This is a genomic window from Candidatus Thiodictyon syntrophicum, from assembly GCF_002813775.1.
In the GTDB taxonomy this organism is placed as follows: domain Bacteria; phylum Pseudomonadota; class Gammaproteobacteria; order Chromatiales; family Chromatiaceae; genus Thiodictyon; species Thiodictyon syntrophicum.
This window is the reverse complement of sequence record NZ_CP020370.1, coordinates 3,954,986-3,976,277: the sequence shown is the minus strand read 5'-3', so window position 1 is coordinate 3,976,277 and position 21,292 is coordinate 3,954,986. Positions and strand designations below refer to the sequence as shown.

Annotated in this window: 14 protein-coding genes; 5 read left to right on the top strand and 9 right to left on the bottom strand. The window is 68.2% G+C overall.

Features of this window, described 5'->3' with window-relative positions; all coding sequences use genetic code 11:
* Nucleotides 1-721: 721 nt before the first annotated feature.
* Nucleotides 722-3,808, bottom strand: a complete 3,087-nt coding sequence (locus tag THSYN_RS16660; protein WP_100920126.1) for a tetratricopeptide repeat protein — start codon at nucleotides 3,806-3,808, stop codon at nucleotides 722-724.
* A 317-nt stretch (nucleotides 3,809-4,125) separates the two neighbouring features.
* On the opposite strand from THSYN_RS16660, the gene THSYN_RS16655 reads away from it, so the two are divergent.
* A complete protein-coding gene (locus THSYN_RS16655; RefSeq protein WP_100920125.1) occupies nucleotides 4,126-4,389 on the top strand; it encodes a FitA-like ribbon-helix-helix domain-containing protein in 264 nt (87 codons plus the stop codon).
* 216 nt (nucleotides 4,390-4,605) lie between these two features.
* On the opposite strand, the gene THSYN_RS16650 is transcribed toward THSYN_RS16655, so the two are convergent.
* The 6 genes from THSYN_RS16650 to mfd all read right to left on the bottom strand — a co-directional run bounded on the left by THSYN_RS16650 (nucleotide 4,606) and on the right by mfd (nucleotide 13,418).
* On the bottom strand, nucleotides 4,606-5,235 hold the full coding sequence (locus THSYN_RS16650) for a hypothetical protein (protein ID WP_157817740.1): 630 nt from the start codon (nucleotides 5,233-5,235) through the stop codon (nucleotides 4,606-4,608).
* 86 nt (nucleotides 5,236-5,321) lie between these two features.
* Nucleotides 5,322-8,330, bottom strand: coding sequence for an N-6 DNA methylase (locus THSYN_RS16645; RefSeq protein ID WP_100920123.1), 3,009 nt, complete (start codon nucleotides 8,328-8,330; stop codon nucleotides 5,322-5,324).
* 100 nt (nucleotides 8,331-8,430) lie between these two features.
* Nucleotides 8,431-8,865 (bottom strand): hypothetical protein, encoded by a 435-nt coding sequence (locus THSYN_RS16640; protein WP_100920122.1) that lies wholly within the window; start codon nucleotides 8,863-8,865, stop codon nucleotides 8,431-8,433.
* A 233-nt stretch (nucleotides 8,866-9,098) separates the two neighbouring features.
* Nucleotides 9,099-9,326, bottom strand: a complete 228-nt coding sequence (locus tag THSYN_RS16635; protein ID WP_100920121.1) for a PIN domain-containing protein — start codon at nucleotides 9,324-9,326, stop codon at nucleotides 9,099-9,101.
* Nucleotides 9,319-9,774 (bottom strand): UPF0175 family protein, encoded by a 456-nt coding sequence (locus tag THSYN_RS16630; RefSeq protein WP_236848587.1) that lies wholly within the window; start codon nucleotides 9,772-9,774, stop codon nucleotides 9,319-9,321. The genes THSYN_RS16635 and THSYN_RS16630 overlap by 8 nt, the downstream gene beginning before the upstream one ends.
* Nucleotides 9,775-9,908: 134 nt before the next feature.
* On the bottom strand, nucleotides 9,909-13,418 hold the full coding sequence (gene mfd, locus THSYN_RS16625) for a transcription-repair coupling factor (protein WP_100920120.1): 3,510 nt from the start codon (nucleotides 13,416-13,418) through the stop codon (nucleotides 9,909-9,911).
* A 466-nt stretch (nucleotides 13,419-13,884) separates the two neighbouring features.
* Between mfd and alr the strand changes: the two genes are divergently transcribed.
* From alr to THSYN_RS16605, 4 genes are all read left to right on the top strand, one after another.
* The gene (gene alr / locus THSYN_RS16620; RefSeq protein WP_100920119.1) at nucleotides 13,885-14,997 is read left to right on the top strand and encodes an alanine racemase; all 1,113 of its coding nucleotides are present in this window, start codon (nucleotides 13,885-13,887) and stop codon (nucleotides 14,995-14,997) included.
* 256 nt (nucleotides 14,998-15,253) lie between these two features.
* Complete coding sequence (locus THSYN_RS16615; protein ID WP_100920118.1) at nucleotides 15,254-16,372, top strand: hypothetical protein; 1,119 nt, start codon at nucleotides 15,254-15,256, stop codon at nucleotides 16,370-16,372.
* Nucleotides 16,373-16,381: 9 nt separating this feature from the next.
* The gene (locus tag THSYN_RS16610; RefSeq protein ID WP_100920117.1) at nucleotides 16,382-17,476 is read left to right on the top strand and encodes an AAA family ATPase; all 1,095 of its coding nucleotides are present in this window, start codon (nucleotides 16,382-16,384) and stop codon (nucleotides 17,474-17,476) included.
* 256 nt (nucleotides 17,477-17,732) lie between these two features.
* Nucleotides 17,733-19,097: a vWA domain-containing protein gene (locus THSYN_RS16605; protein ID WP_100920116.1), complete on the top strand. Its 1,365-nt coding sequence runs from the start codon at nucleotides 17,733-17,735 to the stop codon at nucleotides 19,095-19,097.
* Between the two features lie 188 nt (nucleotides 19,098-19,285).
* Here THSYN_RS16605 and THSYN_RS16600 read toward each other — a convergent pair whose 3' ends face one another.
* Both THSYN_RS16600 and THSYN_RS16595 read right to left on the bottom strand, forming a co-directional pair.
* The gene (locus THSYN_RS16600; protein WP_100920115.1) at nucleotides 19,286-20,386 is read right to left on the bottom strand and encodes an alkene reductase; all 1,101 of its coding nucleotides are present in this window, start codon (nucleotides 20,384-20,386) and stop codon (nucleotides 19,286-19,288) included.
* Between the two features lie 230 nt (nucleotides 20,387-20,616).
* Nucleotides 20,617-21,285: a hypothetical protein gene (locus THSYN_RS16595; protein WP_100920114.1), complete on the bottom strand. Its 669-nt coding sequence runs from the start codon at nucleotides 21,283-21,285 to the stop codon at nucleotides 20,617-20,619.
* Nucleotides 21,286-21,292: the final 7 nt, after the last annotated feature.

The following is a 21,292-nucleotide window of genomic DNA, read 5'->3' as shown; positions in this document are numbered from 1 at the left end:
CATCGAATCAGCCAGGGCGCGAATTAAGTATCCCGTCCCTGGAATGCCCTGTCCCTGGAATGCTGCGGCGGGTTCCTTATTCGGCGCGCTGGGGTCAATCCGGGTGCCCATGCGCCTTGGTTTCGTGGCGGAAGGTTACCCTGTCATCGCCACGACCTTGAGCCCCGAAGGGGCGGGACATACCAGCCCAGGGCAACGCCCTGGGGTCGGCGGACACCAGGGATCAGCCCTGAAAGGGCGTGACATGGGGAGCCCACCGTCATGTCACGCCCTTTCAGGGCTAAGCCGAATAACAACGCTAACCCAGGGCTGCGCCTTAAGCTGATATGTTCGACCCCGTTGGGGTCGTCCGCTACGGTCAGCCTGGTAGGGTCCGCTGTGCGGACCGAACCGCGCGCAGACTCAACTGGCGAATGGTCCGCGCAGCGGACCCGACGGGACTAACCCAGGGCGTTGCCCTGGGCTGGTATGTTCGACCCCGTTGGGGTCGTCCGCCGATGGTGGCCCATTGGCGCGGGGTAGGCCGATCGGGCTGGGCTGGTAGGTTCGACCCCGTTGGGGTCGTCCGCCACTGGTAGGGTCCGCTGTGCGGACCGAACCGCGCGCAGACTCAACTGGCGAATGGTCCGCGCAGCGGACCCTACGGGACTGCACTGCCGCCGGTCATGGGACTAGGGCGAAGGCCCGCTGGTCGCGGCCGGCAGTCCGCGCCCGCCGGGGGCTAGGCCCGGCACTCGGCCAGGGTGGCCTGGGCCTCGGCCAGGTGCGGGGAGCGCAGCTCGGTGAAGAGTGCGACGGCGCGCTCGGCGTGACAGCGGCCCTCGGCACCGCGGCCCTGGCGGGCCAGGGCCTTCGCGAGCACCTGACAGTGCGCCCCGATAAGTTCCTTGCGCCCGACCGGCTCGGCCAGGGTCAGGGCCTCCCGGGCCAGGCGCTCGGCCGCGGGCCAGTCCTCGCGGTCCAGGGCCAGTACGGCGAGGTTCCCGGTCAAGGTTGCGACGCCCTCGGGAGCGGGGAGGTCGAGGGCGATAGCCAGGGCCTCGCGGTAATATCCCTCGGCCTCGTCGTATTGCCCGGCGTCCCGCAGCGCGGAGGCGAGTGAGTTTAGATCAGCGGCAACGTCGCCGCTGCGGGCCGACACGCCACGATCCAGTGCCAGGGCCTCGTGCAGGGCGGCGATGGCGGCCGGGTAGTCCTTGGCGAGCCGATGGCCCTGGCCGCGCAGTTGGATCGCGGTCGCCCGTTCGCGGGAACCGGCGTTGGACTGTTGCCAGTCGGCTGCGGCGCGTCCGGCACAGTCGAGCACGCCCTCGGCGTTGCCGCGCAGCAGATGGCACCAGCCAGCGTTATAGGCCCGCCGACCCGCCCTGTCGTGGTCGCCGGCCGCCAAGGCCTGGGACTCCGCGGCCAGGCTCAGCGCCAGCCAGTCGTCCCAGCGGCCGGAGAAGGTGAGAAACTGCCCCAGCGCGCCGCAGAACCCCTGCAACCGCCGGTTGGCCCCGCCGATCAGCACCGGCAGCGCGGCGGCCAGCTCGGGCCAGGCGGCCTCAAGGGTCGGGAAGCGGTCGTGCTTGTCGTAGCCATTCTCCTGGGCCAGGGCATAGGCGCGCTCGGCCAGGCGCTCGCCGGTGGCGGCGACCACCTCCGGGCGCACCCGGCGCAGATAGCGGGCGGCCAGGGCCGGCAGCAGCCAGGTGCCGCGGTCGTCGTCGGTGAGCAGCAGTGAGCGGTCGCGCAGGTCGTCCAGCGCCGTGCGGGCGGCGGTCGGGCTGAGCGTGGTCAGGGGCAGCAGCCAGGGCAGCGGTGCGGGTTCGCTGAAGTGGACCAGTGCGGCCAGCACCGCGGTCTCGTCCGCGGTGAAGCCGTCCACCAGGTCGCCGAAGATGAACGCCAGCGGGTCGTTGTGCCGGTGGGCCTGTTGCAGCCGGTCGATGGCGTCGTCGACGGTGTGGCAGCGGCCCCGGTCCAGCCCCAGTTGGCCGGCGGTCCAGGTGAGCAGCAGCGGGTTGCCGCCGGTCTCGGCATAGAGCCGGGCGCGGTCGGCGTCATCGAGCCGCCCGACCGGCGGCCAGCGCCGGGCCAGTTCCGCCAGCAGTGCGTCGGCGGCGCCGCGGTCCAGCCGGTCGAGCGCGAGCCAGTTGCCGGGGCTGGCGCCGCTGGCGCGGCGGCTGGTGACCAGGGCGCGGCAGTCGTCGGGGAGATTGCGCAGCAGGTCGAAGACCCGCTGCCGTTCGGCGGTGTTCAGGGTCTCCAGGTTGTCGATGACCAGCAGCGCCCGCTGCCCGGCCAGGGCATGGCGCACCAGGGTCGCGCGCTCGGCGGGGTCGCTGCGGGGGATGTCCTCGCGCGCCAGGGCACGACCCAATTCGGCGAGCAGGCTGTCGAAGTCATGCACCGGCTGGTCCGGCAGCGGGCGCTCGCCGTCCGGGTCCAGTTCGCGGCCTTTGGCGGTGACCCAGAGCTTGAGCGGGAAGCGCTCGGCCGGGGCGCGGTGGGCGGCCTCCAGTGCCAGCGCGGTCTTGCCGATGCCGCCGGGGCCGGCGAGCCCCAGGCCCCAGGAGCGGTCCCTGGGCTCCAGCGCGGCGGCGATACGGGCGAGTTCATCCACCCGGCCGAAGAAGGGCTGGCGCCGCGGCAGGGTCGAGTGCGGGGCGGGCCGGGGCGGCGGGGTCGCCTGGGTCGTTGGTCCGTCGGCGGGGGCGGTCGGGGCGGTTGCGGCCGGATTGGGCCGGCGGCGCTGGGTCAGCGGTTCGGGTGGGGTGCCCTGATCCGGTTCCAAATGGAAGTGGTCATGGTCCGGGATCAGGCGCCAGGGGCCGGTCTTGTTGGTCGCGACGCGCGGCCACAGACGCAGTTGCGGCCCGTCTGCGGTGAAGCGGACCTGACCGGCGCTGTAGCCGTGGGCGCGGTGCAACTGGGGCGGCTCACCAAAGTGCTCCATGCCGAAGAGCGAACAGCCCTGCCACAGCCGCACCGCCTCCGGGTTGGCGCCGCGGCGGGTCGTCTCCAGCCGCGCCTCGTGCAGGTGCCCGAACAGGTGCAGCGCAAAACGCCCGGCGGGGGCGATCTCGCTGTCGCCCAAGGCGCGCGCCTCCGGGGTCAGCCAGTCCGGGCCCTGGTGGGTGAGCAGCAGGCAGAGGTCGTGGTCCGCGTGCCAGCGGTCGATGCCGTCCGGACAGAGTGCCTGGACCTGGCGCGGGTCCCAGACCAGCTTGCCCTGATAGTTGCCGGCTCGAAGTTGCAGGAAGGCGGTGTTGAGGCCCATGAGCCCGATGCGCCGCCCGCCCTTGGTGAGGGTCAGGGCCAGGTCGCCGGGGAGTGCGCCGGTGGCGATCCGCGCCGGGCGGTGCGGGGCACTGTCCCACCAGTCGCGCCAGGCGGCGAAGGCGTGGTTGATGACCCGCCGATAGCCGCCGTCCGGCTGGTCCCAGAACTTGGCGGCGATGCCGGGGAACCGGTCCGGCTCCAGCAGGGCGTCGATGGCCGCGTTGTCCTCGGCGGCATTGGGCCGGAACAGGTCATGGTTGCCCGGCACCGCGACCAGCACCGCGTCGCCGGAGCCGAGACGGGTCAGTTGCTCCCAGAGCGGCCCCAGCACCTGCTCTTGCAGCCCCTGGAACTGGGCCGACTGGCCGGACTGGACCAGGTCGCCGGTGAAGAGCACCGCATCCCAGGGGCCGCAGAGGTCATGCAGCAGGGCCAGGTCGGCGAGGAAGGGCTGGCGCAGGGTCGGCCACAGCCAGCCCTGGCCCTTGAGGCCGAAGTGCAGGTCGGTCAGATGCAGCCAGGCGAAGGTGTCAGCGGGCATGGGCACGGCTCCGGCGATGTGTCTGACCCGCTTAGGGATGGGTTGACTGCCCGATTGTACCGCGTCTGTGTCCGGCGTCGACCGGCGCAAGCCTCGACCTCCGGTTGTCGGGCGTGGGTGGTCTTGGTCAAGATTGCAGCCGCCGCATGAGCCGCGAGGTCGTTGGTCCGCACAGCGGACCCTACGGAACGCGGCCTCGCCGTGGGGTCCGCTGTGCGGACCGAGCGCCGCCGGCCGCGGTCATGATCAAGACTGGTTGCGTGCCCCGCGGATCGGCCCTAGCATGACGCCAGCATCGCCGTTGCGAGGAGTGTGATATGCCCACCCTGGTCTTGCGAAACGTCCCGGATGACCTGTACGGCAGGCTCAAGCAAGCCGCCGCCGACCACCGCTGCTCGATGGCGCAGGAGGCTATCGTCACCCTTGCGTCGGGACTGGCTGAGCCGCTCGACGTCCCGCGCAGACTCACGGTAGAGGAAAGCCTCGACTGGCTGAAGGCCGAGGTCTGGACCTTGCCGGTACTCGATCGGCGCAGTGAGGATGAGATTCTGGGCTACAACGCCGATGGCCACTGGGATTGATCTGGCTGTCTATACCAGCGCCCTGACCGCGATCCTGCTCTGGGAACCGGAGGCCGCGGACCTTCTGAACGCGCTGGCTGTTGCTGCCAGGATCGGTCTGTGTGCATCCAACCGCACCGAATTCCTGCTGGTCATCCAGTCGTGGCTGGGCGATGTCGGGGTCGAGCGGGCCAAGCGACTGCTTGCGATGCAGCGCATCGACGTGGTGCGTAACGGTCAGTTTGAACCGCGGGCATCCAGCCAGATATGTTCGATCGCGATTGGGCCTGGATCGTCCTGCGCTGCCCGATCGATATAGCGGAAACGGCGGCGATGCTTCGATATCGCCTGCGCGGCGCTTGACCCGGTCGGTACGGGTAGGGTCGTGGTGCAGAAGATGTCGTGGGCCTTTCCGAAATGGCGGCCGAGATAGGGTTCAAGATGTGTCTTGATGCTGGAGCCGTCACGGACGTAGGCGAGCATCAAACTTTCCTGCCTGGCCCAACCGTAATCCCCGTCGATGAATCGCTTCATACCCTTATTGCAGTAAAGACTTACGCCTTTCTTCGTCGCTTTGTGGATCAGCTTGCATTCAATGGTGAGTGGGAAATCGCGCGCCCTGACGCCGTTGGTCAGGATCAGTGAGAGGTCGGGGCGCTTCTCCAGCCAGGTGCCATCGAAATTGATTGTCTCTTTGCCGCGGACTGCAGCCGCCACCAACATTTGGAACTGCTCGTCCTGGTCGGCGAGCTGGTTCAGTTGCGTCTCCATCATGGCGTTCAACCCCGCCTCGTCAGCGATCCCGATTTGATCCTGGGGGATATTCAACCAAGCCGCAAGGATACTCTCCGCAATGACTTCCAGCATAAACCGGGGTATTGGTGGCAAGGGCAATTGCACACCCGCCGTGAGTTGCTCGTAGACCGCTCGGCCAGCCGGGGCTGGGGCATTAATCACGCATCTCCCCCGCTGAGCAGGCTGTCCATATGCTCCCAGAGGATACGCTGGGCCAACAGCCGTGCCTGGCTGAGACTCCAATACCGTGCCTGGCGCAGCCGGGCGATCCAGAGACCTCTGCGGGCAGGGTCTGGACGCACGATCTCTGCAACGGCGAGTTGATCCGCGATATGCACGATCTCCAACCAATCATCGGTCCCCCGGGCGGATGCCGGTTGGGCGCCCGATTCAGTGACGCCCAACCACAGGACCTGCCAGGGGCAGTTCGCGGGCAGCGTATCAGCAACAGCGACAACGATCACTGCTCCGAATCTATTGGCCCAAGGCATTAGGTCCGCCGCGAGGCAGCGGCAGAAGGCCTCCATCGCTGCTTGGGCGGGTGCGCTTTGAGCCGCATTCTTGTTTGCCGCAAACGGCAGATTATAGGCCAGGGTATCAGTTATGAGTTGACGGTCCCGCTCCCGTAGTCCGATGAGTGATGCGACCCAGTTATCGATTTCGCCCCAGTGCTCATCGGTCTCGCTTGACACGATCGAGTTGAATAGCGGAGCAATTCGCTTGCGGTCCGATGGACTCAGATCCTCCAGTGGAACCAGCGGAACGGAGTCGATGGTTGCTTTTTCGATCGTGTCCCGTTCAAAACCCAGCTTCCCGCTCGTTAGCAGCGCATGCCAAAGGGAGAAGCGGCTGCCCAGCACTAAGGCCAAATAGCGGGTCAGTGTTTGAGCGTCGGGATGTCCGACCGAACTGTAGCCGTAATAGCTTTCGTTAAAGACGACATCGAAATCTGATACGGTTGTCCGAATGCGACCGGAGTCCGCTCGCGGGGACTCAGGGACGATTGCCAAAGGTGCTCGATAGGTCTCACGGCTTCTCGCGCGATGAACGAGAGGTTGATCGAACGCCGGGAGACCATCAACACCCAGCAAAAGAGGCAGCCGCCCATGTATCACAAGCTCGGGCAAACCGACTATATCTCTTGCTGATTGCGGATGCTCGGTGCTTTCGCGTAGTCGCTGGTATCCATTGCCGCCAACCGGCCGCGCTCGATTCTTTGATTGCCCAAACAGCCGTCGCCAATACTGGTCCAGCGTAGGCAGTCCTCGAGCCTCGATTCGCTCAAGTAACTCCAAATCGAGTCGCGTGCCGCTGAATAGCGTCTTTAGGATCGTGGGCCGCGCCGCCACTTGCTGTGCAGTCACCTCGTCGGCATTGGCCGGGTCGAGACGCATGCTTCCCGCGCCATTGAGCGCTGGTTCCAGCCGCGGACTCAACATGCGAAATCCCGCCCCTGGCGAGGGCAGCCGGTTCCTCGCGAACAAGAGGCAGAATGGTGCTGTAATTTGCGGCCAGACCTTGGTCTTGCGCAATTCGGTGCCGTTGACGACGGCGGTTACGTCGAGCGCCGAAAAGATTGCGCTACGCGCCTCGGGCATCCCGTCTCCCTGCTGGAACAAGAGCCGGGCGTGCAGTGCAACGGCGATTTGGCCGCCGGACCGCGCCCACTCCATGGCCCGCCAGAGGAATGGCAGGTCCGGCACCTCGTTGGGGATCGGCGGGGGTGCGGTGTCGGGTCCCAATCGTGCGCAGGCGATACGAGTGACGTGATCCGTGACCTGCTTCCAGTCGGGGATACGTCGCGCTCCGGTCCAGGGCGGATTGCCGACCACCAAGTCGTAAAAGCCCGCGTGGACTTCGCCGACCGCATTGCCGAGGCTGCCTAGCCGGCCGTTCCCGCCCGTGTCATCAACCTGACCGACCTTCCAGAGCACCCGCTCGCGCAGGTCCTCAAAGCGCAGCTTCTCAACTGGCTCCGGCTGCGGGTCCAACTCGATGGCGATGAGGTAGAGTCCAAGGGCGGCAAAGCGCAGGGCCGCCTCGTCGATGTCGAAGCCGGTGAGCTGGTGGTAGAGAATGTCACGCAGGGTCGCCGAATCGGGCCGGATACCCGTGTGCTTCCAACGCTCGGCCACCAGTTGGCGAAACGCCGTGATCAGAAAGACGCCCGCCCCGACGGCCGGGTCCAACACTCTGGCGGTATGGGCCGAACCCTCGCGACCCAGGGCATGAAAAGCACCGCGCACCAGCAGTTCGGCAATTGGGCGCGGTGTGTAGAAACCGCCTTGGTCGCGCTGGCGCTTCGGGTCATGCTCGCGCAGGTAGCCCTCATAGGCCTGGCTTAAGACACCCACCGGAATCTGGGCGAAATCCAGGAAGTCCCACTTCTGCTCCCACCCCAGGTAGAGCTGCCCGCCAGGCTCCGCGCGGCGCATGATATGACCCAAAGTCAGGCAGGCCGCGGTGGGCAAACGGGTCAGCAAGCCGGGACTGAGTGGCAGGAAGTCGCCGTTGAAGGTCTTATCGAGCCAGCGAGAGGTTCGTGCTGTTTGGTCCGGGTCGTCGAACAAGGCACGCACCACTTCCGTTAGCGCGAGGGTCTGCGGGAGTAACTCGCGGTCGGCCAGGAAGCGGGTGAACAGCGCGCGGCCAGCCAGCGAGATGGCGTCTGGCTCAGCAATCCCAGCGCGTCGCAGATCGCCCAGGGAGCCTTGCAGCAATCGCAGAATCAAGTCCGTAATCCACTGCCGCCGCACGCCCCGCGCTTGGGGTCGCTGAGAGGCCAGGTAGGCGAAGGTGATGGGTGCTTCGACCGCAAGAGGAATTCTGCTAAGTCCCGCCGAGGCACTGTCTAGTCCGATCGCGTGAATGGTCAGCCGCCCCGGTTGCACGACGCCCAGATAGGGCGCGTCACCGCTGAGTGCGATCCGGCGACGGATGCGACGCAGGTGGTTGTCATCCTCTAGCCGATCGCCGTCGACCAGGAATACCAGGGGGCTGTCCTGCCACTCATAGACGGCGTGCAGGGCGCTCAGGTCAGGGCAACCGGCTCGGCGGGTGGCTACCAGGGTCGCATAGGGCAGCAGCGCCGGAACGTCCTGATCGAACGCCAAGAGCCCGGCGGGATTGGCGCCGTAACGCTCGACCAGGTCGTCCAGGGCGCTCATGGTCTACCGCAGATTGGAGTCAGTGGACCGGACGAGCCACACCGTGTGCATCCCGACCAATCGGCGCTACGGCGCGTGGCAGCGACGTTGGCATGCCGTCTCATCGTACCGACCCCAGCGCGAAAGGTAGCGACAACTGAGGATCAGCCATCACCCCGTCCGGGAAGAGGCGGGTGCAGAGTTGGCCCAAGTCCAGGGAGAATCCGGCGAGTGTCGGCACTGCGGGGTCGCCAGCGCGTTGGAACTGGGCGGTTTCCGGGGTCAGAAAGACCCGGTAGCGCGGCCAATCCAGGCTGGAACGGCGGCGCAGCCAGTTGTGTAACTCGCCGAAGGCGGTGGCATAGCGGGACGCGGGAACGCGCATCCGCTTCATTTCCTTGGCGATCATTGCAGCCACCAGATTCGCATCGTCGTACTGCGCGTGGACCCCGGCGCCCGAGCCCGCGCGCAGGGCCACCAGGACCCCGGTCCGCTCCCAGGCTTTGCGGTCCGGCTCGGTGCAACCGACTCGCTCACGCAACTGCAGTGCTTGCATTGGATTAAAGGGGAAAGTTTTGTCTTCGAGGGAGCATAGCCCCAGTAGTGCTGTATGTCTAGCCAGTTCACCCTAACCTCAACGAACTGAGGGGCACCCCTGGGATCGGCTTTCCGCCGGGTGTCGCTGGGCAACGCCAACAACGATCTTCGACCGCCGCCGCGACCAGCCGCCGATCACCGAGCGCACGGCTGCGGCCGAAGAGCCAAACCCGGAGGGGCGGCGCATCCAGGTCATCCGCGCTTGATGCCTCCGGGGCGGCCCTGAGGGGCCTCACGCAGATCCACCCAGGGCAGGTTCTCAGGGATCGGCAGATCCAGGCCAAGCCGCCGGCCTTCGGCCAGTTCGGCGGCTACCGCGGTCGGCACCAGGACCCGCGACACCAGGCTCGGCAGCAGGTCCAGACGCCCCAGTTGGTGCAAATACTGGAGCGGCGAGGTGTTACAGATGACCTCAGGCAAGGTGAGTCTGTCGCTTCAGTTCATCGTCGGAGAGGCAGAAGGTGTCGACACTGTAATCGGCCAGCTTGCTCAGGAACTGCACCCGCGGTAATCCTGCCCGCCGTGCTGCCGCGCCGGAAGACAAACGGCCAAGTTCGTAGAGTTTCACCGCGGCGGCGAGACGGATCTCCGCGGCGGCGGTGGCGTCGGACACCTTCGGCGCGAGTAGCGCGTCCTCGGGGATATCGTCGACGATGCGGGCGATCTCGGACGGATCGAGCGGGTCTTCAGCGGCGACCGCGCGCAGCCGCTCGACCATGGATTGCAGCGCGTCCCTGGCGTCGGCCTGATCGGCGGATTCGACGACGATACCGCCTTTGATCGGACGCACGCGCACTTGGCGGGCCAGGCCGGCCAGGTACTCCGGCGGGATCAGTAAGCCACGATCCTCGATCTGCAAGGGATTCATGTGTCTGACTCGCTTAGGGATGGATTGACTGCGCGATTGTACCCCGTCTGTGTCGGGCGTCGACCGGCTGAAGCCGCTCCCACAGTGTCGCTGCGCGACGTTCGCGGGAAAGGCTCGACTTCCGGTGTTGGGGGTCAGCCCAGCAACTGTTCTACCACCCGCCCGACCTGCTCGATCCGCTGGGTCGGATCGGACAGGTCCCGAAAGAACCGCAGCTTATCCCCCCCGTCGAGCTTGTATTCCTTCGGCCGGGTCTGAATGAGCTTGATGAGCCGCGTGGGATCGACCTTGGTATCGCTGCCGAAGATGACCCGCCCGCCCGCGGGGCCGGCCTCGATCTTCTTGATGCCGTAGGGCTGGACGGTGAGCTTGATCTCCGTGATCGCCATCAGGTTCTTGGCCGGGTCGGGCAGCAGGCCGAAGCGGTCGATCATTTCCACTTGAATCTCGCGCAAGGCCTCCTGGTCCTTGGCGCTGGCGATCCGTTTGTACATGACGAGCCGCGTATGGACATCGGGCAGGTAGTCGCTGGGCAGCAGCGCGGGTAGGCCCAGGTCGATCTCGGCGCCGTGGTCCAGGGGACGATCGAGTTCCGGAGTGCGCCCGGCCTTGAGCGCCTGGACCGCCCGCTCCAGCAGATCCATATAGAGCGAGAAGCCGATCTCGTGGATCTGGCCGGACTGCTCATCGCCCAGGAGTTCACCGGCGCCGCGGATCTCCAGGTCATGGGTGGCGAGTGTGAAGCCGGCGCCCAGGTCTTCCATGGACTCGATCGCCTCCAGGCGCTTCTTGGCGTCCTCGGTCATCTGTTTGGGGGGCGGGGTGATCAGGTAGGCATAGGCGCGATGGTGCGAGCGCCCGACCCGGCCGCGCAATTGGTGCAGTTGCGCCAGGCCGAGCTTGTCCGCACGGTTGATGACGATGGTATTGGCGCTGGGCACGTCGATGCCGCTCTCGATGATGGTGGTGCACACCAGGACATTGAAACGCTGGTGATAGAAGTCGCGCATGATGCGCTCCAGGTCGCGTTCGCGCAGTTGGCCGTGGGCGACCTGGATGCGGGCCTCCGGGATCAGGGCCTCGAGTTTCTGGGCCTGGTTCTCGATGGTCTCCACCTCATTGTGGAGGAAATAGACCTGGCCGCCGCGTTTCAATTCGCGCAGCACGGCCTCCTGGATCAGTGCATCGTTCCAGGGGCTGACGAAGGTCTTGATGGGATGGCGCTCGACCGGCGGCGTGGCGATGATGGAGAGGTCGCGCAGGCCGGACATCGCCATATTGAGCGTACGCGGGATGGGGGTGGCGGTGAGGGTCAAGACATCGACCTCGGCACGCAGTGACTTCATCTGCTCCTTGTGGCGCACGCCGAAGCGGTGTTCCTCGTCGATGATGACTAACCCTAAGTTCTTGAACTTGACCGATGCCTGCAGGAGCTTGTGGGTGCCGACCACGATGTCGAGCGTACCCTTGGCCAGGCCGTCCAGGATGACCTTCTGTTCCTTGGCATTGCGAAAGCGCGACAGGCTCTCGACCTTGATCGGCCAGTCGGCGAAGCGGTCGGAGAAGTTCTCGAAGTGCTGTTGGGCCAGCAGCGTGGTGGGCACCAGCACGGCCACCTGACGCCCGCCGTTGGCAGCCACGAAGGCGGCGCGCATGGCGACCTCGGTCTTGCCGAAGCCGACATCGCCGCACACCACGCGGTCCATGGGCTTGGTGTCCTCCATGTCGGCCAGCACCCCCTCGATGGCGCGCGCCTGGTCCGGGGTCTCCTCGAAGGCGAAGGCGTCGGCGAAGGCGGCGTACTCCTCGCCCGGCTCCGGGAAGGCGATGCCGGGCCGGGCGGCGCGCCGGGCGTAGATGTCCAACAGTTCCGCGGCCACGTCGCACGCCTTCTCGGCCGCCTTGCGCTTGACCTTGTCCCACTGGTCGCCGCCCAGGCGGTGCAGGGGGGCGTTCTCCGGGGAGGCGCCGGTGTAGCGCGAGATCAGATGCAGCGAGCTGACCGGGACATAGAGTTTGTCGCCCTTGGCATATTCGAGCGTCAGGAACTCGGTGGTCAGACCCCCGACGGTCAGCGTCTCCAGACCCAGATAGCGACCGACCCCGTGGTCCTCGTGGACGACCGGGGAGCCGGCCGTCAGCTCGGTCAGATTGCGCACGATGGCGTCGCCGTCGCGCTCGCGCGCCCGGCGGCGGCGCTCCTGGCGCACGCGCTCGCCGTAGAGTTGGGTCTCGGTGACGATGGCGAGATCCGGGTCCGCCAGCCACAGGCCCTGCTCCAGGGGGGCGACGGTCAGTCCGATCGGGTCCTTGCCGGCCAGGAAGGCGGCCCAGCCCTCGACCGGGCGGGGGTTGACGCCGAAGCCGTGCAGGTGGTCGTTGAGCATCTCGCGCCGGCCCAGGCCCTCGGCGATGAAGAGCACACGGCGGCCCGGGGCGGCCAGGAACTCCTGGAGCGCCTGGGCCGGGTGGGCGGCGCGCGCCTGGATGTTCATGGGCGGCAGGGCGCGGGTGGCGAAGTTGTGCGCCTCGGCGTAGCCCTTGCGGCGCTCGTCCTGCTCGCCGCGCTGGTAGAGGACCCCGGACAGGCCCTTGAGCCGATGCGCGAGTTCGTCCGCCGCGAGATAGATCCGGGCGGGCGGCAGCAGGGGCCGCTCGACATCGTGACGGCGCTGCTCGTAGCGCGCCTCGACCCCGTCCAGAAAGGCGGTCGCCGCGTCCCGGCAGCGGTCGGACTCCAGGGCCAGGACGCCCTCGGGCAGGTAGTCGAAGAGGGTCGCGGTCTCCTCGAAGAAGAGCGGCAGGTAGTATTCCAGCCCGCCGGGGGTGCGGCCCTCGGAGACCTCCCGGTAGATCAGGCTGACCGTGGGGTCGCCCTCGAAGAGCACCCGGTAGCGCTGGCGGAAGCCCGAGATCGCCTCCTCGCTCAGGGGGAACTCGCGCGCCGGGAGCATCCGCACCCGGGTCAGGCGTTCGCGCGTGCGCTGGGTCTCCGGATCGAAGGTGCGGATGGTATCGACCTCGTCGTCCAAGAGATCGATGCGCAGGGGCTCAGTGCTTCCCATGGGGAAGCAGTCGAGGATGGAGCCGCGCACCGCGAACTCGCCATGGCCCATCACCTGGGAGACGCAGGAATAGCCGGCGCGCTCCAGGCGGCGGCGGGTGGCGTCGAGATCCAGTTGGTCGCCGACCGCGAGCACCAAGGACTGGCCGTCCACATAGTCGCGCGGCGGCAGGCGCTGGAGCAGGGTCGCCACCGGCACCACCAGCACCCCGCGCTTGAGCCCCGGCAGCCGGTGCAGGGTCAGCAGCCGCTCCGAGACCAGTTCCGGCAGGGGCGAGAAGCAGTCGTAGGGCAGGGTCTCCCAGTCCGGGAAGCCGAGGAGCGGGATGGCGCCCTGCTCCGACCCCTCGCCCAGGAAGAAGGTCAGGGCGTCGCGCAGGCGCCCCGCCGCCTGGACATCCTCCACCAGGGCCAGCACCAGCCCGGGGTGGGCGCGCGCCGCCGCGGCGATGGCGAGCGCCGTGGCCGCGCCCTGGAGGCGGCCCCACAGCAGGCGCTCGCCGGGGCGCGTCGGCAGGGGCGGGGTCAGGGGTGAGAACAGGGCTTCGGCGGTCGACGCAAGTAGGGCAGGGGGGGTCATCGGGCTCGGGGCTGCGGTGCTCGGAAGATCGCCCGCGGGGCGAGGTTCCGAGTGGATTTGGAAGATGGCATAGCCCTGACAGGATATCTGATCGGGTATGCGCCTGCATCCATGGCGAGTCGTCGGGGTGCGCTGTCCTGGTCCTGGTCGTTGTCGTTGTCGTTGTGGTGATCGGATTGTTCTATTACGACAACGACAACGACGCCCGGTCCGTGAGAAGGATCGGCGTCAACCGAGTCGCCGCCTTGGTTCGACTTGCGGTCGGCCGCACCTTCCCCCAAGGCCGCACGCTGCGGGATCGCCCTGAGCGTCGGTTGAACTGCCCAATCGCCGCGCGACCGACGCAGACGCGCGACGACGATCGGCGCGGCCTGTTCGAGCAGGCTCAGGGTAGCGCCGAAGCACCCGCGGTCATCGTCCTGACCCGCATTACCCGGCAGAGAATGCCCGTCGCTTGGAGACCACGATGGCCCGTCCCACCCGTGCCCGCATCGACCTTGATGCCCTGCGCCACAACTTTCTCGTCGCCAGGGAACTGGCCGGGTCGGCGCGCCTGGTCGCGGTGGTCAAGGCCAACGGCTACGGCCACGGGGCGGTGCCGGTGGCCCGCGCCCTGGTCGGGGCGGCCGATGCCTTCGGGGTCGCGTGCGTGGAGGAGGCCCTGGAGTTGCGCGAATCCGGGATCAGTGCCCCCATCCTCCTGCTGGAGGGGGTCGTGACCCCGGACGAACTCGCGCTGGTCGATCGGCACCGTCTCGCCATGGTGGTCCACCAGCGGGAGCAACTGGAGTGGGTCCAGGCGGCCCGCCCGGCGCGGCCGCTCGCCTGCTGGCTCAAGCTGGACTCCGGGATGCACCGCCTCGGCCTGACACCGGAGGCCTTCGCCGCCGCCTACGCGCAACTGGCCGCCTGCCCCGCGGTCGGCGACCTGGTGCTGATGACCCACCTGGCCCGCGCCGATGAGCCGCAGCACCCCTATACCAGGCAGCAACTGGCGCTGTGCGCCGAGGTCTGGGAGGGGCTCGCGGCACCCCGCAGCCTGGTCAGTTCCCCCGGCCTCATCGCCTGGCCCGCGGGCATCGCCGACTGGGTGCGCCCCGGCATCATGCTCTACGGGGCCTCGCCCCTGGGCGATGGGCACCCGTCGGCCGCCCGGCTGCGCCCGGTCATGACCCTGGAGTCCGCCCTGATCGCGGTGCGCGACCTGGGGCCCGGGGAGGCGATCGGCTACGGCGGGCGCTTCGTCTGCGCGCGCCCGACCCGGGTGGGGGTGGTCGCGGCCGGTTATGCCGACGGCTATCCCCGCCACGCCCGCGACGGCACCCCGGTGGCGGTCGCCGGCCGCCCGACGCGCCTCATCGGCCGGGTCTCCATGGACATGCTGACGGTGGACCTGACCGAACTGCCGCAGGCCCATATCGGGGATCGGGTGGAACTCTGGGGCGGACAGGTCAGCGCCAACGCCGTGGCCGCGGCCAGCGACACCATTGCCTATACGCTCTTCACCGGGGTGACCGGCCGGGTGCCGCTGCGCTATGAGCCTGCCGACGGCGATGCCGCCGAGGGCCGCAGCACATAAAGCCGGTACCCCTCAGACGATTGAAGTTGGGGCAGGAAAATTGGACAGGATTAACAGGATTTCGCAGGATTTACAGGATTGCCGATAACTGGATTGACTGCGACTGCATCCTGTTAATCCTGTCTATTTGCATCCGGTTGCCACGGTCTTCGACGACTGGCTTGTAGCCTCTGGCTTATCGGTCTGCGGAGAAGTCCCGGCCGAGGTGTCTTGTCCGCCAATGAACGCCAATCAACGCCCATGAGTAGCGGATGACATGTCGAACAATCCACTGACCCATCACGAGATCCTGACCCTCGCCGAGCCCTTCTCCCGGGGCGGGCGCCAGGTGGACCTGGCCGCCACCGACCGGCCGGAGCGGCGCCTGGTGTTCAAGGCCCGGGAACTTGCGGCCGCGCCGCCCCTGGGGGAGCCGCTGCGGGAGGAACTGGTCCTGGAGAACCCGCGCCCCGACCTGTATCGGCTGACCCGGACCTTGACGACGCAGACCGGGCTGGCGGCGACACTGCGGGTGGAGGGGCAGGGGCCGCAGGGATTGGTCGAGGGCTTGGAGCGGATCGATCCGCAGGGGCAGTTCGAGGTGCGCCACGGGGTCATGGTGGCGCGCAGTTATCGGCTGGCCGCCGCTGCACACGAGGGTACGCAGGCGCCCGCTGAGGCGCCGCCCCCGGTCCTGGCGCAGGCCGTTGCTGACCTGGGCGGCGTCGTGATGACCTTCGACGCCATGACCGGCCCCGGCTGGCCGGTGGAGATCCGCCTGGTCCCCGCCGCGGACCGCGCCTTCGACCCGCCGGAAGACCTGCTGGCGGTGCTCGGGTGGAGTTGGAGGTCGATCAAACGCTTCACCCAGGGGTGGCGCGCGGACCTGCGGGTCGCCAAGCGCGAGCCCGCACGCACCCCCGACTGCGAGCGCAAACTGGTCCGTACCCTGGATCACCTGGTGCTGGTCCTGGGGGCGCCCCCGGCGCGCTTTCACGCGCGTTTTCGGCGTGCCCGCTGGGTCTTCGTCGGGCGGCGGGTGGCCGGGATGCTGGCGGTGCTGGGGGCGCTCGCCGCCGGGCCCCTGATCCTGTGGGTCGATCCGCAGAGCGATTCGGTGCTGCGTATGCTGGCCTTCAACAGCCCGAACTTTCTCCTCTTCGCCTGGTTCCTCATGCGCGACATCCCCAGTGTCCGGCCGCCGCGCATCCCGGCGCCCCTGCCGGCGAGCGCCTGGGAGCCGCTCGCGCCCCCGCGGCCCAGGCCCCTTCCGCGGCCGGACGCCGCGCCCGCCGCGGCGGCATCGCCGGCCCGCCGGCGGCGCGCCGTCCGGTGGCTGGTCGGGGTTCTGCGACCGGGGAAGAAAGAATATTCGTCCGCAAATGAACGCCAATGAACGCAAACAATGAATATCCCCGCCGTCTCCATCGCCGCCGTCAAGGCGGCACTGATCGAACAGTACGCGGAGCCGCGGCTGCGCCATCGCGCCTCCATGCTGTGGGGCAGCCGGGGGGTGGGCAAGTCGTCCATCGTCCGCCAGGTGGCGGCGCATTTCGGGGTGCCGCTGGTCGATCTGCGCCTCACCACCATCGAGCCGGTGGATATCCGCGGCGCCATCTGGGTCGACGAGCGCCAGGCCAAGACCGTGTGGTTTCCGCCCGAGTTCCTCCCCGGGCCGGACCAGCCCAACGGCATCCTGTTCTTGGATGAACTGACCGCGGCGGACCAGCGGCTACAGATCTCCGCCTATTCGCTGATTCTGGACCGGCGGGTCGGACACTACGAACTCCCCGACGGCTGGCAGGTCATCGCCGCCGGCAATGCCAGCTTCCACGGGGCCGTGGCGCACGACATGGGCACGGCGCTGTCGGATCGGATGTTCCACTTCAATGTCCAAACGGTGATCGACGCCTTCCTCGCCCACGCCCTGACCATGGGCTTCGCCCCGGAGGTGCTGGCCTATCTCAAGGTGCGCCCGGACAAGCTGGACGATACGGCGGCCCAGCTCGCGGGCGACCACCTGGTGGGGGCGAGCCCCCGGGGCTGGGAGGACATCTCCAACGTCCTGCAGTCGCGCCTCTCGGAGCCGGCCAAGCGGGTCTTCGTGCAGGGCCGGATCGGCGCCGCCAACGCGGCCGAGTTCTTCGGCGTGCTCAAAGAGATCCAGGCCGGGGTCGACGTGCTGCGCCTCCTGGCCGCCGCCCCCGGCGCCGCGACCGCGGCCCTGCTCCCCACGAGCCTCGACGGGCTCTACGGCATGCTCTACGGCCTGCTCGCCGCCACCCGGGATGAGGTGAGCCTGGCGCGCGCCCTGGAGATCATCGAGCAACTGCCGGATGCCCGGGGCCAGACCCCGCTGCCCATCCGCGAGGCCCAGACGCTCGCTATGGAACTGCTGTTCCAGCGCGCTCTGGAGAGCGGCCTGGAGGCGGCGATTTACGGAAGCGACCCCTATCGACGCTATGTCGCGCAGCGCAAGGTCGATGGGTTGGAGGCCTAGGTGACGAGTCAAGGACAAGTCAGCCTCAATCGTTGTCGTTGTCGTGGTCGTAATCGGAGAAGCGATGCACTGTGGGGCCTCGATCATGAATCCGGCGCGATCCCGGCCGGCACTCGTCGCGGCGACCGGTGGCCGGAGTTATGATCAAGGCCCACTTTGGGGGGCGAGAGAATCCGCGGCGCTACGATAACCTCGATTACGACAACGACAACGACAACGATAACCACAACCACAATGGCGGTAAAAGCATTCGCTAATGGACGTGTTTAACTTATCGACGATTGTCCACACCCACCGCGGCACCCGCGCTATCCAGCGGCTGGTCGAGTACGCCCCCTCCAGCGGCGGGCTGGCCCTCTGGATCAACCATCGCGACCTGTGCGAGGCTCCCGCCGCCGTCACCGCCGCCAACGACGGCTGCACCATCTTCTATGGCCCCGGGTTCGAGTCCCTGTCGCTCCCCGCGCAGGCCGCCCTGGTCGCCCATGAGGTCCTGCACGTCGCCCTGCGCCACCGCCCGCGTTACGCGGCCCTGCGCGGCGTACTGGGGGATGTCGATCTGCAACTCTTCAACCGCTGCGCCGACGCCATCGTCAACAGCGCCCTGGGGCACCTGACCTGGCTGGAACTGCCCGCGTCGGCCGTCACGCTGGAACAGGTCCTGCTCGAGGCCTTGAACCGGCGCGAGACCCCGGAGCAGGCCCTGCTCGCATGGGACCTGGAGCGGCTCTACCGCGCCATCGACGACCGCGGACCGAGCGTTCCGGCCCTGGGGCGCCGCGGCTCCAGTTCCCGCCGCGAGGGCGCGCAGGGAAGCGCCGGGGAGCAGGCTGGCGACGCGCAAGAGGACGGGGCAAGTGCCGGGACCTGGCGCCCCGATGGTCCGCGCGCCGCGCTCGTCAGGCGTCTGGGCGGCGACGTCCTCGATGACCTGTGGCCCGGCCCGGACGAGGACCGCCCCGAGGATGCCCCGGAGCAGGCCCGCGCCTGGGGCGAGCGCCTGCTGCGCGCCCACACCGGCGACGGTCAATTCTCCCTGCTGCGCACCCTGCTGGCCGACCTGCCGCGGGTCCGCACCCCCTGGGAGCACCTGCTGCGTACCCACCTGACCCGTGGACTCTCGCTGCAGCCCGGGCTCTCCTGGTCGCGCCCGGCGCGCTCCTATCAGGCCAACAAGGGCCGCGTCGGCGCCCATGGGCGCCTGCCCTGGGAACCCGGCCGCACCGCCGCCCGGGCGGTTGCCCGGCTGGTGGTGATGGTGGACTGCTCCGGCTCCATCGAGGACCCGCTCCTGGACCGCTTCGCCCAAGAGGTCGAGGCCGCCAGCCGCCGCCTGGAGGCGCGCATCATCGTCATCATCGGCGATGAACGGGTCACCGCGGTGCAGACCTTCGAGCCCGGCCGCTCCAACCTGCGCGAGATCGTCTTCAACGGCGGCGGCGGGACCGACTTCACCCCCCTGCTGCGCGAAGCCGACCGCCATCGACCGGATCTCGGTCTCTTCCTCACCGACCTGCAGGGTCCGGCCGACTGGCGCCCTGCCTGGCCGGTCATCTGGGCCGTGCCGGTCGCCTACCAGGATGCCGCGGCGCCGTTCGGGCGCAAACTGGTGTTGGGTTGATGGCAGGCCCGCGCCGACTTGCGCCGTTCGGCGTGCCGCATCAACCGGCCCTCGTCCGAGCGCCCCGGCGCAGTCGGCGTGATCCCCGGCAACCGAGGCCCGAGCTGCACCGAGAGTATTCCCATAGGATGGGCAGCGCGTAGCGATGCCGATCTGGTTTCCGGCACTTTCTCAAGTTGGTCCGCCGCTCAGGCGCTCCCCTCCAGAAAGGGATAATCGGTATAGCCGTGTTGATCGCCACCGTAAAAGGTGGCCTGATCGGGCTCGGTGAGCGGGGCATTGCGCCGCAGGCGCTCCACCAGGTCCGGGTTGGCGATGAAGGGCCGGCCGAAGGCGATCAGGTCGGCGGTGTTCGCGGCGCGCGCGGCCAGGGCCAGCGCGCGGGTGTAGCCGTTGTTGGCGATATAGGTACCGCGGAAGAGTGGGCGCAGGGTGTCGAGCTTGAAACTGGAGCCGGTCTCGCGCGGGCCGCCGGTCACCCCCTCCACGACATGCAGGAAACCGATACCGCGCGCCGAGAGTTCCCGTACCACCTGGGTGAAGAGCGGCTCCGGGTTGCTGTCGGCGATGTCGTTGGCGGGGGAGAGCGGGGCGAGGCGCACGCCGACCCGATCCTGCGGCCAGACCCCGAGCACGGCCTCGGTAACCTCCAGCAGCAGACGGGCGCGGTTTTCGATGCTGCCGCCATAGGCGTCGGTGCGCCGATTGGTCTGGTCACGCAGGAACTGATCGAGCAGGTAGCCGTTGGCCGAGTGGATCTCGACCCCGTCGAAGCCGGCCGCTTGTGCGTTTTCCGCCGCGTGCCGGTAGTCGTCGATGATGCCGGGCAGTTCCGAGAGTTCCAGGGCGCGCGGCGTCACCATGTCCACCATTTCCCGGCCGGTGAACACCTGCCCCTGCGCCTTCACCGCCGAGGGGGCTACCGGCAGGGCGCCGCCTTCCTGCAGCTCGGGGTGCGAGATGCGCCCGACGTGCCAGAGTTGGATGACGATCTTGCCCCCCTTGGCGTGGACCGCCGCGGTGACCTGCCGCCAACCCGCGACCTGGGCCTCGTTGTAGATGCCCGGGGTCTGGATGTAGCCCTTGCCCTGGGGCGAGATCTGCGACGCCTCACTGATGATCAGGCCGGCGCCGGCGCGCTGGGCGTAATAGGTGGCCATCAAGGGCGTGGGCACATCCCCGGCCGCGGCGCGGCTGCGCGTCAGCGGGGCCATCACGATGCGGTTGGCGAGTGTCAGGCTGCCGAGTTGGTAGGGCTGAAAGAGGTCGCTGTGGGTGTCGTCGCTCATGGGTTGGTCCGGTATCTGTGGGTTACGGGGGCCATGAATTATTGCACTGTCTGCCGCCTGGGTACCGTTCGATTGCAGACAGACCCCGGGGCATGATCGTTGTCGTTGTCGTAATCGTTGTCGTAATCGGAGCAACGATGCAATTTGCGGTGCGAGAGAATCCAGGGCGCTACGCTAAGGCAGCGTGTGGCGGGCCGCGGCGTTCAGGGGGTGCCTGGCGGGGCGCCCGCTCAGCGCGGCGCCGCCTGCCCGGTGGTCTGGGTGGCCTCCGAGAGTTGGCGCAGCCGCTCGATTTTCTGCGCGTATTGGTGCCGGATTTGCGCCTTCCTGGCCTCCTTTTCCTGGATCGCGGCCTGGCTGTTGCGGATGGAGCGATCGGCCTTGTCGATGTCGGCGCCCAGGTCAGGCGGGATCATCTGCCCGGCGCGCTCCAGGTCGGCGGCCTTGGCCCGCAGGCCGTCCAGCCGCAGCTCTTGCTGGCGCATGTTACTGCGGTCGATTTCGCTCAGCCGGTCGAGGGTCGCCAGTTCGTCGCCAAGCGCCGCGTTCAGTTCGGCCTCCGAGCGGTATTTCGCCCGCAGCGCATCGTCGGCCTCGTGCTGGGTCCGGGCCTGCGCTTGCGCTTGGCCTTCCAGCCTCACCCGTTCCAGATCCTCGGCGGTCGGGGTGGGGGCCTCCTGGCGAATCGGCTTGCCCCCGCCGGACCCATAGACGCTGACGCCGTCGCCGCCCTGGCCCGGCGGTACAAGGTCGCCGCATTCCCGCACCCCGTCCGCGCCGGTCCAGCACTTGTGCTCCCGCGCCGCGGCCGCGAGCTGGGCTCCGGTCAGGCCGAGCAGCAGGAGGGCGGTGCCCCAGACGGCGACGTGGTGGTGATGCGGATGGGATTGCATGATCATCGCTTGC

What these genes read in the sequence shown, in the direction of transcription:
- THSYN_RS16660 (WP_100920126.1), bottom strand. Translation starts at nt 3,808, where the DNA reads ATGCCCGCTGACACCTTCGCCTGGCTGCATCTGACCGACCTGCACTTC.
- THSYN_RS16655 (WP_100920125.1), top strand. Translation starts at nt 4,126, where the DNA reads ATGCCCACCCTGGTCTTGCGAAACGTCCCGGATGACCTGTACGGCAGG.
- THSYN_RS16650 (WP_157817740.1), bottom strand. Translation starts at nt 5,235, where the DNA reads ATGCTGGAAGTCATTGCGGAGAGTATCCTTGCGGCTTGGTTGAATATC.
- THSYN_RS16645 (WP_100920123.1), bottom strand. Translation starts at nt 8,330, where the DNA reads ATGAGCGCCCTGGACGACCTGGTCGAGCGTTACGGCGCCAATCCCGCC.
- THSYN_RS16640 (WP_100920122.1), bottom strand. Translation starts at nt 8,865, where the DNA reads ATGCAAGCACTGCAGTTGCGTGAGCGAGTCGGTTGCACCGAGCCGGAC.
- THSYN_RS16630 (WP_236848587.1), bottom strand. Translation starts at nt 9,774, where the DNA reads ATGAATCCCTTGCAGATCGAGGATCGTGGCTTACTGATCCCGCCGGAG.
- mfd (WP_100920120.1), bottom strand. Translation starts at nt 13,418, where the DNA reads ATGACCCCCCCTGCCCTACTTGCGTCGACCGCCGAAGCCCTGTTCTCA.
- alr (WP_100920119.1), top strand. Translation starts at nt 13,885, where the DNA reads ATGGCCCGTCCCACCCGTGCCCGCATCGACCTTGATGCCCTGCGCCAC.
- THSYN_RS16615 (WP_100920118.1), top strand. Translation starts at nt 15,254, where the DNA reads ATGTCGAACAATCCACTGACCCATCACGAGATCCTGACCCTCGCCGAG.
- THSYN_RS16610 (WP_100920117.1), top strand. Translation starts at nt 16,382, where the DNA reads ATGAATATCCCCGCCGTCTCCATCGCCGCCGTCAAGGCGGCACTGATC.
- THSYN_RS16605 (WP_100920116.1), top strand. Translation starts at nt 17,733, where the DNA reads ATGGACGTGTTTAACTTATCGACGATTGTCCACACCCACCGCGGCACC.
- THSYN_RS16600 (WP_100920115.1), bottom strand. Translation starts at nt 20,386, where the DNA reads ATGAGCGACGACACCCACAGCGACCTCTTTCAGCCCTACCAACTCGGC.
- THSYN_RS16595 (WP_100920114.1), bottom strand. Translation starts at nt 21,285, where the DNA reads ATGATCATGCAATCCCATCCGCATCACCACCACGTCGCCGTCTGGGGC.